Here is a 16,875-nt window from a genome sequence, read left to right as displayed (position 1 = left end):
CGACACGATGCGAAGTTTGTGCGCGACATTGAAAGTAATCCTCTACTATCCCTGTCTTAACTAACAGCAATATTGCGCTTAGATAAAACACCTTAAGAGTTGGATAAGCTAAGCTCAAATAGGCTTATACAAATAAACAGCGCTGACTGAGCATTGAATTTTAAAAAGGAAGATATGTGAGAAATCTTATCGAATTAGTAACTTATAAGATTGGGTGGCAACCCTACCAGCCACATCCCGGCACTCGAGTCGTCTGCTGCGGTTGCTCCCTTCCGGGCCTGGCCGAGTTCACAGAGTATCAATGCGGGAGGACCAATAGGGCCACCATAGATGAGCTTCCGAAGAAGCGAGGCTATTCTCGCTTAAGCCTTACAGTATTGCAAACGCTAAACGCGCTTTTTAGCCCAGTAAAACGTTTGTTTGCTCAAGTTTTAATCCTTCTGAGTTTAATTTCTTCGCCCTTGGCATTGGCTGAGTCTTTCGATCACTCGCAATGGGATGGTTTGCTTAAACAATACGTACATTGGCCAGTAGCAAACCAAGAAAGCCGCGTTGATTACGGTGACTTTAATCAGCAGCAATTAGATCAATATTTAGCGTCTATCGCATCAGTGAGCCAAGCTCAGTTTGATAAGTGGAGTGACAATGAACAACTGGCGTTTCTTATCAATGCCTATAACGCCTATACGGTTCAGTTTATTCTTACTGCCTACCCCAACATCACCTCAATTCGTGATTTAGGTAATTTGTTTCAATCGCCTTGGAAGAAAAAACGTTTCTTATTGTTTGGTGAGAAAGTCAGCCTAGATCATATCGAACATGATTTGATTCGCCCAGGCTACAACAACCCGCATATTCATGCGGCGGTGGTGTGTGCTGCCATTAGTTGCCCGCCTTTGCAAAGCGTTGCCTTTACCGGCGATGCTGTTGAACAACAGCTTAAACAGGCTTTTAGAGAATTTTTGCAAAGTAACAAAAACCACTATGACAAAGAGAGCAATCGCTTAAAGCTGTCGTCTATTTTTAAGTGGTACAAAGGTGACTTTGGTAAGAGCTTAAATAGCTACCTTAGTGACTATGCCGTTGATTTAAGGATTACACCAGAGCAAGTGAAAGCGGCAAAAATTAGCTACTTAGATTACAATTGGTCGCTAAATGATTACCGCTAGCTACCGCGATTAAGCTAAAACACAGGTACAAAAAAGCCCGCTGTAGCGGGCTTTTTTATTCAACGCTAAAAGCTTAGAACAAGCTTGTAGATAAGTCGTACAACTCTTCGTTGAATGGACGTTTCATGTTTTCAATACAATCAATGATGTCGTGATGAACCATGGTGTTGTTTTGAATACCGATACAACGGCCACCTTCGCCTTCAAGCAACAGCTCTACGGCGTAAGCGCCCATACGGCTAGCCATTACGCGGTCACGACCGGTTGGTGTACCGCCACGCTGAATATGACCAAGAATGGTTGCGCGAGTTTCACGGCCTGTAGCCATTTCGATACCGGCAGCTAACTCGTTCACATTAGTAATGTGTTCGGTAATAGCAACAATGGCGTGTTTTTTACCTTTTTTCTGACCATCTTGAAGGCTTTGTAACAAACCTTCGCGATCGAAACCTTTCTCAGGAATAATCACGTATTCTGCGCCGCCAGCAATACTTGCTTGCATGGCTAAGTCACCACAGTAACGGCCCATGATTTCGATAACAGAAATACGGTTATGTGAAGAAGACGTATCACGAATACGGTCGATAGCATCAATCACTACATTTAATGCGGTGTCGAAGCCAATCGTGTAATCGGTACCTGCAATATCATTATCGATAGTGCCTGGTAGACCAATACATGGGAAGCCCATTTCAGTTAGCTTTTTAGCGCCCATGTAAGAACCGTCGCCGCCCACTACTACTAGCGCTTCGATGCCATGTTTCTTCATGTTTTGTACGGCAACTTCACGCACTGCAAGTTCTTTAAACTCAGGAAAACGTGCTGAGCCCAAGAACGTGCCACCACGGTTGATAACATCAGACACACTATAACGGTCTAACTTTTTAATGTTATCGTCATGTAGCCCCATGTAACCGTCGTATACGCCGTATACTTCAATACCTTTAGATAAAGCACTACGCACAACTGCGCGTACTGCTGCATTCATACCAGGAGCGTCGCCGCCACTCGTTAAAACACCAATTTTCTTAACCATCATTCCCTCACCAAGCTGAACTGACCAAAACTTACGTAATAATTCAACGATTCCTCCCACTACCCTGTTAATGCTTATTGGTTTTATTTGCTTAACGAGAATAGTCGGGGGCAATAAATATTTTCTGTTAACAGCTTCGAAGCCTGCGTTGCCGCGTTTTCATCGAACTGTTTTTAAGTGCGCGCATTGTGCCACGCCATGGGTAAAAGTTTTATGACCCTAATCAGATAACACCCACATTTTGAAACAAATTTTCACCCTTGTCCAAGTTTAATCACGAGGCATGCATCGGATTATAGATGGATTTAGGCTTTCTGCTAAATTTGCACATTTAAGCAGCAAGGTCTGTTTAAAACGCAAGTTAAGACTTCACTTTTCATTCACATAAATGTAACATACCGCCTGCAAACTTGTGCCGACCATGAGGTCAATAAGTTTGATCATGTATTTAAAGGGAATCCCATGAAGTCTGATCTTCAATATGCCATCGAACGAAATGTTGCGACCAACCGCAGAGCTATAGAAAACTACAATTTATTGCGTCAACAAGAGCAAAACCTAGACGCTGAAGAACAGCACTTAGTATTGAACAGCGAGAACTTAAGCAACAATTAGTTGTTACCGTTTACTCAACAAAAAAGGGGCTAAAGCCCCTTTTTTAGTGTTTACTATTTAGCGTCTGGAACAGGTTCAATAGAATGTAAACCCGGTGATAAATGAATCACCCCCTCAGCTTGATTATCTAAAGACAAAATATTGGTTTTGCTGATTCTATGACGATAAATTTCGCGTAGATATTTAATCGCATTTTCAACATTTTTAAAGTCTAAACGGATATCGTTAATAGAAACAAACTTATCTGGCTCGCCAATTAACTCACGGTACTTCTTCTCGTACATTGGTTTAATGGCGTACCAGTTTGTATCTAAAATCTTGGCTGGGTTTTCAAAGTCCCACAAAAATTCTTGTAACTCTTCTGGTTTAAACTCTTCTTGAGTAATAAAGCGCAAAATAGCTTGGTCGATATCATCGTTATAACGGTACTCTTCTTTGGCAAAACAGCGCTTAATGTAAGCCACGACTAAGGTTAAGAAGTCGTCACTTAAACAAGGGCTTTTGGCCACCAAGGTGGTTAAAGATAAATTCGCTGATGCGCCAATGACCAAGGCATAACGTTTAAGCGTGGTATTTGGGAACAGTTTGTTGATATGAACCTTGAGTTTATTCAAGTCCATAAACGACAACTTGTAATCTTTAGGCAGCGAAATAATCGAAATTACCGATGAACAATGCTTAAAGAAGTGTAAATCGTTTAACTGTTCAGCATCATATTTGCTTTCTTGATACTTCTTCAAAGACTGCTTATAGCGCTGAGACTCGATAGGCAGAATACTGATACCTTCAATCGCTTGGGTATCGCGGTTAAAGTGTGGCAAATCAATAGAACGGAAGAATAGCTCGTCAATGTCTACATCATCGTTCACTGATTTGTTCACTACGCTTTCTGCGTAAGCGACTGCAACCGGCCCAGCCATACTCATGAACAAATCGTTGGCGTCTAAACGCACGGTTTCAGAGATATCGATACCCGCACGGCGGAAGTAGTTCTCGTCGTAATCGGTAGTAACGGCTTGAGCCGTTAAAATATTAAATATTTGCTGAGAAATGTACTGGTTAGCGTATTTCTCCATGGTGTTTACATCAATATCTTTGCCGTTTTCGCTCTCTTCTTGCTCTACATAACGCATGATGTCGTTAGAGATCAGCATCATTGAGTTCCAAGGACGAATGCGTTTCATTACATCTTCTGGTGCGTCATTGCTTTCGCGCTCAACGTTGTAGGAGAAATCCCACTCCTCAGAAAGATATTTACACAGCAAGCGTCCGGCGTTGATGTGCAGCGCTTCAGACACTTCAATACTGCTACCAGAAATATTTGGCAGAATACAAATACCCGACGTAAAGATAGGCTCGAAAACAAATGAGTCGCGTTTATCTGGCTGATTAGACGGCGATACTTGGTAGTCGAAGGTTTTGCTAAGGTAGGAAAACTGTTGCGCTAAACCAAACTCTGATGCCATACCAGAGCCAGTACCACCACCCGCGCTGAAAATATAAAAATACAAGCGCGATTGGTTAGCTTTGATACCGCAAGAGTCAACCAAGTAAGAATGAATATGTCGCCAGTCTTCATTTCTAAAACTGCCGGTTTCTTTATTAAGAATAATTTTGGCTAAGTACTGGCCTAAGATAGGTGCGTTACCCGCACCACCGGCATGTACTTCAGACAAATCCATTAGCTGGAGTTTTTTGTATTCCTCTAAGAATTTTTGACGCCCAGCTTGCGAGGAGTATTTAATACGACCCGCGATGTCTTTATCTAAGTCCCCCACCAACACCACAGGCTCGATTAAAAATACTGGGTTGTCACCGTTACCGTTATCCAGTGGCAAATGATTTTTAATCCAACGCATTGGCTTAAATTCACGCTCTTGTGCGATTTGATCTTGGTATTCAATTTCGTTGAGGTAATGTGTGCGGGAGTTGTAAACCAAGGTGGCTACATCGAGTGCTATATTCGAACCACATCGGCCAAGGCCAATTAAACAAACCGATGGAAAACTTTGCTCTAACAGATCTTTTTCTTCAGATAAGTTAGGGAAAATGTTTTGTCTCACCTTATCAAGGTTACCTAGAATTTTATCTAGGCTAGGTTCGGTGTAATACAAGTGTTCTATAGGAGGTGAATCCTTCATAGTTCATCCTTGTTGTTAGTCTAGTTTTAATTTTATTTTTTATACCTCCATCCTTGTTCATTCCCCTCACAAAATCAAGTAATTCAGGCTTCTCGCGCTGTTTATTGTGATTGTAGTTAGTTGAGTTTACCAAAATGTTAAGAGCCAATTGTTCTAGCTAAAACAATAGTCACAAAAAAGGCGCCCTACGGCGCCTTAATATTAAACGTAAAAAGCTTACCAGCCTGTTACTTCGCGTAATGCTTTACCAATATCAGCAAGACTGCGTACTGTTTTAACACCAGCGTCTTCCAAAGCAGCAAATTTATCTGCTGCGGTACCTTTACCGCCTGCGATAATAGCGCCAGCATGGCCCATGCGCTTACCAGGAGGAGCTGTAACACCAGCAATGTAAGAGACTACCGGCTTAGTCACATTAGCTTTAATGTAAGCAGCAGCTTCTTCTTCAGCACTACCGCCAATTTCACCAATCATTACAATGGCTTCTGTTTGCGGATCATTTTGGAACATATCCAAAATATCAATGAAGTTTGAACCAGGAATTGGGTCACCACCAATACCAACACAGCTAGACTGACCAAACCCTTCGTCGGTAGTTTGCTTAACTGCTTCATAAGTTAAAGTTCCTGAACGCGATACAATACCTACTTTACCAGCTTTGTGAATGTGACCAGGCATAATGCCAATTTTACATTCGTCAGGGGTAATTACGCCTGGGCAGTTAGGGCCAATCATACGAGCACCAGCTTCATCTAACTTCACTTTTACGTCTAGCATATCCAATGTTGGAATACCTTCAGTAATGGTGATGATGATTTTAATGCCCGCAGAGATTGCTTCTAAAATAGCGTCTTTACAGAAAGGAGCAGGAACGTAAATCACTGTTGCGTCCGCGCCAGTGGCTTCTACAGCTTCTCTTACTGTATTAAATACTGGAAGGCCTAGGTGAGTTTGACCGCCTTTACCAGGTGATACACCACCTACCATTTGCGTTCCGTACTCAATCGCTTGCTCTGAGTGGAAGGTACCTTGTCCGCCAGTGAAACCTTGGCAAATCACTTTGGTATTTTTATCGATTAAAATGCTCATTATTTGGCCTCCGCAGCTTTAACTACTTGCTCTGCAGCGTCTGTTAAGCTGGTAGCTGCAATAATGTTAAGGCCAGACTCAGCCAAACGTTGGGTACCTAATTCAGCATTGTTACCTTCTAGGCGAACAACTACTGGTACGCTTACGCCAACTTCTTCAACTGCGCCGATAATACCGTCTGCAATTAAGTCACAACGAACGATTCCGCCGAAGATGTTTACTAATACCGCTTTTACTTTGTCGTCTGACAAAATAATTTTAAATGCTTCGGTTACGCGCTCTTTGGTTGCGCCGCCGCCAACATCTAAGAAGTTAGCCGGAGAACCACCGTGCAATTGCACGATATCCATGGTTCCCATTGCTAAACCAGCACCGTTTACCATACAACCAATGCTGCCATCTAGGGCTACATAGTTTAGTTCCCATTGAGCGGCATGTGCTTCGCGCTCATCTTCTTGCGAAGGATCATGCATTTCACGTAGCTTAGGCTGACGGTACATGGCGTTTGAGTCGATGGTGATTTTACCATCTAGACACACTAAATCGCCGCTACCGGTTACTACTAGAGGGTTAATTTCTAGTAAAGCTAAATCATGGTCAGTGAACATTTCAGCCAAACCAACAAAGATTTTGGTGAATTGACGGATCTGAGTGCCTTCTAGGCCTAATTTAAACGCTAGCTCACGCGCTTGATATGGTTGTGGACCCACTAATGGATCAATTTCCATTTGATGAATCAGCTCAGGCGTTTCTTCGGCGACCTTTTCGATCTCCACTCCGCCTTCAATTGAAGCCATAAATACAACGCGACGAGAAGCACGGTCTACTACCGCACCTAAATAAAGCTCGTTAGCAATATCTGATGCTTCTTCAACCAAGATTTTTGATACTGGTTGGCCGTTAGCATCCGTTTGGTAAGTCACTAAGTTCTTACCTAACCATTGCTGAGCAAAGGCTTTAATTTCTTCTTTATCAGAGGTAACTTTTACGCCACCAGCTTTACCACGTCCACCTGCGTGAACTTGAGTTTTAACTACCCAGGTAGAGCCAGGGATTTTACCCGCAGCTTCAGCTGCTTCTTGTGGGGTATCACAGGCGTAACCTTCTGGCACTGGCAAGCCATAGTCGGCAAATAATTGCTTGGCCTGATATTCATGCAAATTCATGATGTTCTATCCATAGTGTTAGGGGATACATTAGAGGTGCTGAACACCTTTCCGAATAAGGGCCTGAAACTCAGGCCCAATACAAACTTTTATTACACGTCGAGCAATAAGCGTGTTGGATCTTCGAGTAACTCTTTAATGGTTACTAAGAAACCAACAGACTCTTTTCCATCTACCAAGCGATGGTCATAAGACAATGCTAAGTACATCATTGGTAGAATTTCCACTTGGCCATTTACAGCCATTGGACGGTCTTGAATTTTGTGCATGCCTAAAATAGCACTTTGCGGTGGGTTAATAATTGGCGTAGACATTAGCGAGCCAAATACACCACCGTTGGTAATGGTAAAGTTACCACCGGTTAACTCTTCAACGGTTAACTTACCATCACGACCTTTAATAGCCAGTTCACGAATACCTTTTTCGATATCAGCAACACTCAGCAAATCACAGTCGCGCAATACAGGCGTTACCAAACCACGCGGGGTTGATACGGCAATGCTCACATCAAAATAGTTGTGATAAACAATTTCGTCCCCATCAATAGAAGCATTCACTTCTGGGAAACGTTTTAATGCTTCTACTACCGCTTTCACGTAGAACGACATAAAACCAAGGCGAATGTCGTGACGCTTTTCAAACACTTCTTGGTATTGCTTACGCAATGTCATGATTGGCTTCATGTTTACTTCATTAAAAGTCGTTAACATCGCCGTGGTGTTTTTCGCTTCAAGCAAACGCTCAGCTACGCGCTTACGTAAACGAGTCATTGCTACACGCTTTTCGCTACGTGAAGATAATGGTGCTTGTGGAGCAGCTTCTGCTTTAGGTGCAGCAGCGCTAGAAGCTGGCTTAGCAATATGCGCTTCAACATCTTCTTTAGTCACTCGGCCATTAGGGCCTGTGCCTTTAATTGCAGAAGCATCAATGCCCTTCTCTGCCACTAGGCGGCGTACAGAAGGTGATAACTCATCACCGCTGTCGGCTTTTTCGCCATCAGCGTCAGCGGCTTTGGTGCTGACTTCTTCACCAGCAACTGCGCCAGCTTTCATCCGGCCGATAAGCTGCTGACCAAGAACGGTAGCGCCTTCAGCTTCAATAATCTCTTCCAGAACACCGGCTTCCATTGCTGGCACTTCTAGAACAACTTTATCGGTTTCAATATCTACAATGACTTCATCACGCTCAACCGCATCACCCGGCTGTTTATGCCATGTTGCAATCGATGCATCAGCTACTGATTCGGGTAGGTCTGGCACTTTAATTTCAATGCTCATTAAGGCTTCCTTTATTCTTTTTTATTCAACTGTCAACGCATCAGTAACGAGGGCGCGTTGTTGTTTTAAGTGAAGAGACATATACCCAACCGCAGGTGATGCTGATGCTGGTCGGCCAGCATAACGTAAATCTGCTCCGGCAGGGATTACCGATTTAAAGTGATGCTGGCTACTATACCAAGCACCCTGATTTAGTGGTTCTTCCTGACACCAAACAAATCTTTCTACGTGTTTGTATTGCTCAAAAATCTGTTGCACGTCTTGGTCTGGGAACGGGTATAACTGCTCTACGCGAATAATCGCTACGTCAGTCTGCTCGTTCTTACGGCGTTGTTCTAGTAAGTCGTAATACACTTTACCTGAACACATCACCACTTGACGCACTTGCGCTGGATCTAAATCATCAATCTCTGGTATCGCATTTTGGAACTGACCATCGGCCAACTCTTCTAAACTAGATACCGCCAATGGATGACGTAATAGCGACTTAGGCGACATAACCACCAGTGGACGACGCATTGGACGCACCTGTTGACGACGCAACATATGGTAAACCTGAGCTGGCGTAGATGGCACACACACTTGCATGTTGTGCTCAGCACATAATTGAAGGTAGCGTTCCAAACGCGCTGATGAGTGCTCTGGACCTTGTCCTTCGTAACCGTGGGGAAGCAACATAACCAGGCCACACATACGGCCCCATTTTTGCTCGCCTGAGGATAAGAATTGGTCAATAACCACTTGAGCGCCGTTAGCAAAGTCACCAAACTGCGCTTCCCAAATCACTAAAGTAGAAGGCTCTGCAGTGGTGTAACCATATTCAAACGCTAACACAGCTTCTTCTGACAATACTGAGTCAAATAGGGCTAAATGGCCTTGGTCTTCAGCTAAGTTCTTAAGCGGTACATAGGTAGAGGCATCAGTTTGATTGTGTAATACAGCATGACGGTGGAAGAATGTTCCACGACCAGAATCCTGACCAGTGATACGAATATTTTGCTTTTCATCAAGCAAGCTCGCATAAGCCAAGTTCTCTGCAAAGCCCCAATCAACCGGTTTTTCTCCACGGGTCATTAACATACGATCATCGTTAATTTTCTTAACTCGAGGGTGAAGCTTGTGCTCTTCCGGCAGTTTGGTTAAACGTTCACCTAAATCTTTAACGGCTTCGATAGGCAATGAAGAGCTGTACTCCATGTCCCACTCGTGACCAAGGTACGGGCGCCAATCAACACTGTGTTCGGTCATTGGTCGCCATTCGTCGACAACACAATCACCATTATCGAGTTGGTCACGGTAACCATTAACTAGCGCAGTGACTTCGGCACTATCTAACTGGCCACGTTCTACCAATACGTCGGCGTAAAACTTACGCGGCGTTGGGTGTTTTTTGATTTTTTGGTACATCAAAGGCTGTGTAGCATTTGGCTCATCGGCTTCGTTATGCCCATGGCGGCGATAACATACCAAGTCAATCACGACATCACGCTTAAAGGTATTGCGGTAATCTAAGGCCATGCGGCTAACGAAAGCGACAGCCTCTGGGTCATCACCATTAACATGGAAAATCGGCGCCTGAACCATTTTCGCAATATCGGTACAATATTGTGTTGAGCGAGTATCGCGAGGATTAGAGGTAGTAAAACCAACCTGGTTGTTGACTACAATACGCACCGTACCGCCCACTTTAAAGCCACGCGCTTGTGACATATTAAAAGTTTCTTGAACTACGCCCTGCCCGGCAATCGCCGAATCACCATGAATAGTAATAGGCAGACAATTCTCACCTGCACGTCGATCTTGCCTGGCACGTACCGAACCCATGACGACTGGATTAACAATCTCTAAGTGAGACGGGTTAAACGCTAATGACATGTGCACGTTACCACCCGGAGTGGCAAAGTCTGAACTAAAACCTTGGTGGTATTTTACATCACCAGTACCCCAAGTATCGTCGTGTTTACCAGCAAACTCATCAAACAATTCTGATGGATTTTTACCTAACACATTCACCAATACGTTTAGGCGACCGCGGTGAGCCATGCCCACTACAACTTCTTTAGTACCTTGAATGCCCGCAGAGCGAACAATCTCTTTTAGCATAACGAGTAAGCTGTCACCGCCTTCTAGCGAGAAACGCTTAGCACCAGGGAATTTAGCCCCTAGGTATTTTTCTAAGCCTTCGGCTGCGGTTAAGCTTTTAAGGAAACGAACCCGATCTTCTTGAGTAAACTCACCTTGGCCTTCTACAGACTCTAAACGGCTTTGAATCCAGCGTTTTTCGTCAGTATCAGTGATGTGCATATACTCAGCACCGATTGAGCCACAGTAGGTTTTAAGCAAAGATTTGTGCAAATCTTTAAGCGCCATGGTGTCTTTACCAATGGCGTAAGAACCTACATTAAAGGTTTCTTCAAAGTCTGCGCTGTCTAAAGCATGAAACTCAGGAGTGAGGTCGGCTACACGTTCTTGCTGCCATAAACCTAAAGGATCCAGTTGCGCATGCTGATGACCACGGAAGCGGTAAGCATTAATTAACTGCAACACTTTAACTTGTTTGGCACCGTGTTGAGGATCTTCAACAGGTGAACTAAAACGAGAGGTATCTTTCGCTAAACGGCGAAAGTAATCACGAATTGGAGCGTGCGGGGTATCTTCAGATGTACCTTCTACAGCAGGGAGTTCAGTGAATACTTCCTGCCATTCTTCAGATACAGATGAAGGATCTTCTAAAAACGCCTCATAGAGGTCTTCCACATAGGTCGAATTGGCACCAGCTAAATGCGAGGACTCTAGCCAGGCTTTCATTACGCCATTTTGCATTTAAACGCTATCCCTTTATTTTCTACGTCACTGTATGACTTTATAGGGTTTGATAAAAAAATAGCCATTCTACCGAAGTAAAATGGCTATTTAGAACCAAGCTAATTATAAAAATTAACTTTTGCTAAACAGCCCGTTTTATCAGCATCGACTTAATATGGCCGATTGCTTTTGTCGGGTTTAATCCTTTAGGACAAACACTTACACAATTCATAATGCCATGGCAACGAAAAACGCTGAAAGCATCATCTAATTCTGATAATCGTTCGTCTGTTGCTGTATCACGACTGTCTGCAAGCCAGCGATAGGCTGCAAGTAGACCGGCGGGACCAACAAATTTCTCTGGATTCCACCAGAATGAAGGACAAGAAGTTGAACAACATGCACATAAGATACATTCGTACATACCGTCTAACTTTTCACGCTCTTCTGGGCTCTGCAAGTTTTCGCGAGCTGGCGGAATCTGCTCATCATTAATCAAAAATGGCTTAATGCGAGCATAGTTATCATAGAACTGTCCCATGTCCACAACCAAGTCGCGAACCACAGGAAGGCCAGGTAATGGGCGGATAACTATATCGCCTTTACCCAATAAGTCTGACAAAGGTGTAACACATGCCAGACCATTTTTACCGTTCATGTTAATACCGTCTGAACCACACACCCCTTCGCGGCAAGAGCGGCGAAAAGCAATGCTAGGGTCTTGTTCTTTAAGCAAAATTAATGCGTCTAGCACCATCATATCAGAGCCCTCAGGGACCTCAAGTTGATATGACTTCATATTTGGCTTGGTATCAGTATCCGGGTTGTAGCGGTACAAAGAAAAATTAACGTTCATTTGCCGCCTCCTTAATATGTACGAACTTTAGGTTCAAAAGCTTCACGCAGGTTTGGTGACATGTTCACCTCACGACGCCCCATGGTTTCAGTAGCTGGATCGAATAGCGAGTGGCATAACCACTGTGCATCGTCGCGCTCTGGGAAGTCGAAGCGGCTATGCGCACCACGGCTTTCAGTTCTGAAGTTTGCAGCGTGAGCCGTTGCAATAGCGGTAGCCATTAAGTTATCTAACTCTAGGCATTCAACACGCTGGGTATTAAAGTCAGTTGATTTATCATCAAGACGAGCATTTTCTAAGCGCTTACGAATCACCTGTAACTCTTCTAAACCTTGAGCCATAGACTCGCCTTCACGGAATACTGAGAAGTTAAGCTGCATACACTGCTGCAAGTCTTTACGGATTTGCACTGGGTCTTCACCGTCAGACGTTGAATTTTCCCAACGATTGTATCGCGCCATCGCTGCTGCTAGCTCTTCTTCAGTAGCGTCAGCCATGTTGATGTCATCGCTTAAGTATTCACCTAAGAACTTACCTGCTGCGCGGCCAAACACCACCAAATCAAGCAATGAGTTACCACCTAAGCGGTTTGCTCCGTGTACAGACACACAGGCAATTTCACCCACCGCAAACAAGCCATTGATGATTTTATCTTCACCGTTCTCGTCTTTAGTAATAGCTTGGCCATTTACGTTACAAGGCACGCCACCCATTTGGTAGTGACAAGTAGGAATCACCGGAATAGGCTCTTTTACTGGATCAACGTGAGCAAAGGTACGAGATAATTCACAAATACCCGGTAAACGGCTTTCTAATACTTCTTCACCAAGGTGATCAAGTTTTAGTTTAAGGTGTGGACCCCATGGGCCGTCACAGCCTCGGCCTTCACGAATTTCTGTCATCATCGAGCGAGCAACAACATCACGGCCGGCTAAGTCTTTAGCATTTGGCGCGTAACGCTCCATAAAGCGTTCACCATCTTTATTAAGAAGGTAACCACCTTCACCACGACAACCTTCAGTAACCAGTACTCCAGCACCAGCAATACCCGTTGGGTGGAATTGCCACATCTCCATATCTTGGATTGGTACGCCAGCACGTAACGCCATACCAACACCGTCGCCAGTATTAATGTGTGCATTGGTAGTAGAAGCAAAAATACGCCCTGCTCCACCCGTTGCTAAAACCGTTGCTTTTGCTTTGAAATAAACTACTTCGCCGCTATCGATATCCATGGCGGTACAACCCACCACTTCGCCTTCAGCATTTTTCACTAAGTCTAAGGCATACCATTCAGAGAAAATGGTGGTCTTTTTCTTAACGTTTTGTTGATAAAGCGTATGTAACAAGGCATGACCGGTTCGGTCGGCTGCAGCCGCAGTGCGCGCTGCCTGCTCGCCGCCAAATTCTTTAGATTGACCACCAAATGGTCGCTGGTAAATTGAACCGTCCTCGAAACGGGAAAATGGCAAGCCCATTTTCTCTAGCTCAATAATGACCTCTGGGCCTACATTACACATATATTCAATGGCATCTTGGTCACCAATGTAGTCAGACCCTTTAACGGTATCGTACATGTGCCATTGCCAGTTATCTTTGTGAGAATTACCTAAAGCAACCGTAATACCACCCTGAGCAGATACGGTGTGAGAGCGAGTAGGAAACACTTTAGATATAAGGGCGCAAGACTTGCCCTCTTCAGAAATTTGTAGAGCAGCGCGCATACCCGCACCGCCTGCGCCGATAACTACGGCGTCGAATTCTCGAATAGAAATTGCCACTCGACTTACCCCCAAATAATAAACAAGCCACTAGCAACATAGACAAGCGCTAGAACTGTTAAAGAAAACTGTAAACCTAAACGCAATGACGTGCATTTAACGTAGTCGGTTAGTACCTGCCATAAGCCAATCCATGCGTGTATCAACATCGAGAACAGCGCAAGCAAGGTAAATACTTTGGTTGGAAGCCAAGCGAAGAATCCACTCCAAGACTGATATGTCACATCGTTAAATGCGAAGAAGCCTAACAAGTAGATTGTATATAAAGTTAAGATGATGGCGGTTGCGCGAATGAGCAAATAGTCATGTACGCCGCTACGGCCAAAAGTTGCAGCATTAGTTACCATACGATTACTCCCATTAGTACTGCCAGTACAGCAGTGATAATGAATGAGATTTTAGCGCTAGATGAGGCACTATCTAGCTCTTCCCAATAGCCCATGTCCTGAATCAAGTGACGTATTCCGCCAACTATGTGATACATCAACGCAGTTAGGCTGGCCCAAATGATTAACTTAACTAAGAAGTTATCCATAATAGACTGCACATTTGCAAAACCTTCTGCTGATTGAAGGGATTCAGCAAGTAGGCCAAGCAAAATAGCCAAGGCGAAAAATGTAATCACACCGGAAACACGATGCAAGATGGATGCAATAGCGGTAATGGGAAATCTGATGGTTTGTAGGTCGAGGTTTACTGGTCTTTGTTTTGTTTTCACGATTCTCTGCCCACTCAGGTCCTTGAGTATTATTATGATTATAAAGTGAAGCTCTGGACAGGGCATCGAGTTGCGATAATGTTAATTTTGTGAACTTAAGGCCATAAACTAGACTAAAGTCTAAAAACTACCATTTATATTGCGCAAAAAATGCTCGGACTAGCGCTATACTTCGAGCAAAGTATAACGCCCACATTATACAAATACAATTAACATTTCCTTCATTTAGCTAATTTAGCGCAACGAAACAGCCAACTTAAATCGAAAAATTAACATTAACGCTATAAGTCACCATAAATCACAACCAAGGCTAATTGACATTTGGTCTAGTGTTGGGTCAGAATGTGCTGCGCTTTGTATCCAAAATAACAATACAATTAGAACAAGCAAGGGAGACGTGCTATGGCTGACAATAAAGCCACCCTAACGCTGCCAGGCCAAGAGGCATACGATTTGCCTATAATGTCTGGTACAGCGGGACATGACGTAATTGATGTTCGAACTCTAGGTAAAAAAGGGTATTTTACCTTTGATCCAGGTTTCTTAGCGACCGCTTCATGTGAATCAAAAATCACCTATATTGATGGTGAGCAAGGTATTTTGTTACACCGAGGTTACTCAATTGAGGACCTAGCAAAACATGCTGATTACCTTGAAGTTTGTTATATTCTCTTGTTCGGCGAGCGACCAAACGTTGAACAATACGAGAAATTTAAAACAACTGTTACACGCCACACCATGGTGCACGAACAGTTAATCCACTTTTTCCAAGGTTTCCGTCGTGATTCGCACCCTATGGCGATCATGGTGGGTGTAGTTGGCGCTTTATCTGCTTTCTACCACGACTCGATGGATATTTCTAACGAGCGTCACCGCGAAATAGCGGCCTACCGCTTAATTTCCAAGATGCCAACGCTTGCAGCCATGAGCTACAAGTATTCTGCTGGCCAACCGTTCGTTTACCCTCGTAACGATTTAAGCTATGCAGCAAACTTCTTGAATATGATGTTCTCAGTACCTACTGAAGAATATAAGGTAAGCCCAGTTGTAGAACGCGCTATGGATCGCATCTTTACTTTGCATGCAGACCACGAGCAGAACGCTTCTACTTCTACAGTGCGTTTAGCTGGTTCATCAGGTGCTAACCCATTTGCTTGTATCGCTGCTGGTATTGCCTGTTTGTGGGGGCCTGCTCACGGTGGTGCCAACGAAGCATGTCTAACTATGTTAGAAGAAATAGGCTCGGTAGACCGTATTCCTGAGTTTATTGAACGCGCTAAAGACAAAGATGACCCATTCCGCCTAATGGGCTTTGGTCATCGCGTTTACAAAAACTACGATCCACGCGCTACTGTAATGCGTGAAAGCTGTCATGAAGTACTTAACGAGCTAAACATTGACGATCCATTATTGGATGTTGCAATGGAACTAGAACGTATAGCCCTTTCTGACCCGTACTTTAAAGAGAAGAAATTATTCCCTAACGTAGATTTCTACTCTGGTATCGTGCTTAAAGCTATTGGTATCCCAGTAAGTATGTTCACGGTAATCTTTGCGCTATCTCGCACAGTAGGTTGGATTGCTCACTGGAAAGAAATGATGGAAGAGTCGACTCAGCGAATTGGTCGTCCACGTCAGCTTTACACTGGTGAACCACACCGCCCGTTCAAGTAAATCTTATTTACTGAGCGCTAAACAAAAAATCCGAAACCTAGGTTTCGGATTTTTTTATCTTTCAATTTAGTTAACTAGGCTTGTTACCGTATTGATAACTGCCATTGGCAAGAAACTGCGCGACTTCGCTACGCTTTTTAGCCATCAGCAATGCACCATCGTCCATAAACAGAAAGTTCTTCCAGCATCGCTTAAACACCGCCCAGGTCGTTTCAATCACATTGTGTTGGTCGTTACAGTAATAAACCACCGTGTTATCTTGCCACTGTAGGTGTTCTAACAGTTCTTCCGGCAAGGTAAGTTGATCGCTATCCCAAACATCTTCCCAATTACCTTGCTCAGTCCAAGTATCCATATTAAAAGCCCAATCCCCTTTTCTAAAAAAGTCTGGGTGATCCACTTGTTTGCTGACGGATTCTTTCCAAAGTAACGTAGCGCGAGTGTCGGTCATTGGTTTTATCAGGCTGGAGTCTGCCTCACTCACGGGTAAATCAGCACGTTTAAAGATCCATGCTTTTTTATGCTCACTTAAAGGAATGTAATTCATA

General features: G+C 43.9%; 14 protein-coding genes and 1 other RNA gene. 3 read left to right on the top strand and 12 right to left on the bottom strand.

The window, feature by feature from the left end:
- Positions 1-221 precede the first annotated feature (221 nt).
- An RNA gene (ffs, locus tag Q4549_RS01330) (signal recognition particle sRNA small type) lies at positions 222-318 on the bottom strand.
- A 59-nt stretch (positions 319-377) separates the two neighbouring features.
- Between ffs and Q4549_RS01325 the strand changes: the two genes are divergently transcribed.
- Positions 378-1,169 carry a DUF547 domain-containing protein gene (locus Q4549_RS01325; RefSeq protein WP_303553106.1) on the top strand — a complete coding sequence of 264 codons (792 nt, stop codon included), beginning with the start codon at positions 378-380 and terminating at the stop codon, positions 1,167-1,169.
- Positions 1,170-1,242: 73 nt separating this feature from the next.
- Here Q4549_RS01325 and pfkA read toward each other — a convergent pair whose 3' ends face one another.
- A complete protein-coding gene (pfkA, locus tag Q4549_RS01320; RefSeq protein ID WP_303509126.1) occupies positions 1,243-2,205 on the bottom strand; it encodes a 6-phosphofructokinase in 963 nt (320 codons plus the stop codon).
- Positions 2,206-2,667: 462 nt separating this feature from the next.
- Here pfkA and Q4549_RS01315 point away from each other — a divergent pair, with 462 nt between their 5' ends.
- Entirely contained in the window at positions 2,668-2,820 is a 153-nt protein-coding gene (locus Q4549_RS01315; protein ID WP_303553105.1) for a hypothetical protein, read from the top strand.
- A gap of 53 nt (positions 2,821-2,873) precedes the next feature.
- On the opposite strand, the gene Q4549_RS01310 is transcribed toward Q4549_RS01315, so the two are convergent.
- From Q4549_RS01310 to sdhC, 9 genes are all read right to left on the bottom strand, one after another.
- Positions 2,874-4,961, bottom strand: a complete 2,088-nt coding sequence (locus Q4549_RS01310) for a hypothetical protein (protein ID WP_303508499.1) — start codon at positions 4,959-4,961, stop codon at positions 2,874-2,876.
- Positions 4,962-5,177: 216 nt separating this feature from the next.
- Positions 5,178-6,050, bottom strand: a complete 873-nt coding sequence (gene sucD / locus Q4549_RS01305) for a succinate--CoA ligase subunit alpha (RefSeq protein ID WP_303553104.1) — start codon at positions 6,048-6,050, stop codon at positions 5,178-5,180.
- Positions 6,050-7,216: an ADP-forming succinate--CoA ligase subunit beta gene (gene sucC, locus Q4549_RS01300; protein WP_303508495.1), complete on the bottom strand. Its 1,167-nt coding sequence runs from the start codon at positions 7,214-7,216 to the stop codon at positions 6,050-6,052. Before sucC ends, sucD begins: the two co-directional genes overlap by 1 nt.
- 92 nt (positions 7,217-7,308) lie before the next feature.
- Positions 7,309-8,493, bottom strand: a complete 1,185-nt coding sequence (odhB, locus tag Q4549_RS01295) for a 2-oxoglutarate dehydrogenase complex dihydrolipoyllysine-residue succinyltransferase (RefSeq protein WP_303553103.1) — start codon at positions 8,491-8,493, stop codon at positions 7,309-7,311.
- 21 nt (positions 8,494-8,514) lie between these two features.
- Positions 8,515-11,316, bottom strand: coding sequence for a 2-oxoglutarate dehydrogenase E1 component (gene sucA / locus Q4549_RS01290; RefSeq protein WP_303553102.1), 2,802 nt, complete (start codon positions 11,314-11,316; stop codon positions 8,515-8,517).
- Between the two features lie 124 nt (positions 11,317-11,440).
- Entirely contained in the window at positions 11,441-12,154 is a 714-nt protein-coding gene (locus tag Q4549_RS01285; protein ID WP_137673005.1) for a succinate dehydrogenase iron-sulfur subunit, read from the bottom strand.
- Between the two features lie 11 nt (positions 12,155-12,165).
- A complete protein-coding gene (gene sdhA, locus Q4549_RS01280) occupies positions 12,166-13,935 on the bottom strand; it encodes a succinate dehydrogenase flavoprotein subunit (protein WP_137673006.1) in 1,770 nt (589 codons plus the stop codon).
- Between the two features lie 5 nt (positions 13,936-13,940).
- Positions 13,941-14,282, bottom strand: coding sequence for a succinate dehydrogenase, hydrophobic membrane anchor protein (gene sdhD / locus Q4549_RS01275; RefSeq protein WP_137673007.1), 342 nt, complete (start codon positions 14,280-14,282; stop codon positions 13,941-13,943).
- Positions 14,276-14,719, bottom strand: a complete 444-nt coding sequence (gene sdhC, locus Q4549_RS01270) for a succinate dehydrogenase cytochrome b556 subunit (protein ID WP_137673008.1) — start codon at positions 14,717-14,719, stop codon at positions 14,276-14,278. The genes sdhD and sdhC overlap by 7 nt, the downstream gene beginning before the upstream one ends.
- Positions 14,720-15,055: 336 nt before the next feature.
- Here sdhC and gltA point away from each other — a divergent pair, with 336 nt between their 5' ends.
- Positions 15,056-16,327 carry a citrate synthase gene (gene gltA / locus Q4549_RS01265; protein ID WP_137673009.1) on the top strand — a complete coding sequence of 424 codons (1,272 nt, stop codon included), beginning with the start codon at positions 15,056-15,058 and terminating at the stop codon, positions 16,325-16,327.
- Between the two features lie 70 nt (positions 16,328-16,397).
- On the opposite strand, the gene Q4549_RS01260 is transcribed toward gltA, so the two are convergent.
- Complete coding sequence (locus Q4549_RS01260; RefSeq protein ID WP_137673010.1) at positions 16,398-16,874, bottom strand: DUF2947 domain-containing protein; 477 nt, start codon at positions 16,872-16,874, stop codon at positions 16,398-16,400.
- Position 16,875 lies beyond the last annotated feature (1 nt).

This window comes from Agarivorans sp. 2_MG-2023 (genome assembly GCF_030548085.1).
Classification (GTDB): Bacteria; Pseudomonadota; Gammaproteobacteria; order Enterobacterales; family Celerinatantimonadaceae; genus Agarivorans.
The sequence above is the reverse complement of the archived record's forward strand: the minus strand, read 5'-3'. Positions and strand labels throughout refer to the sequence as shown.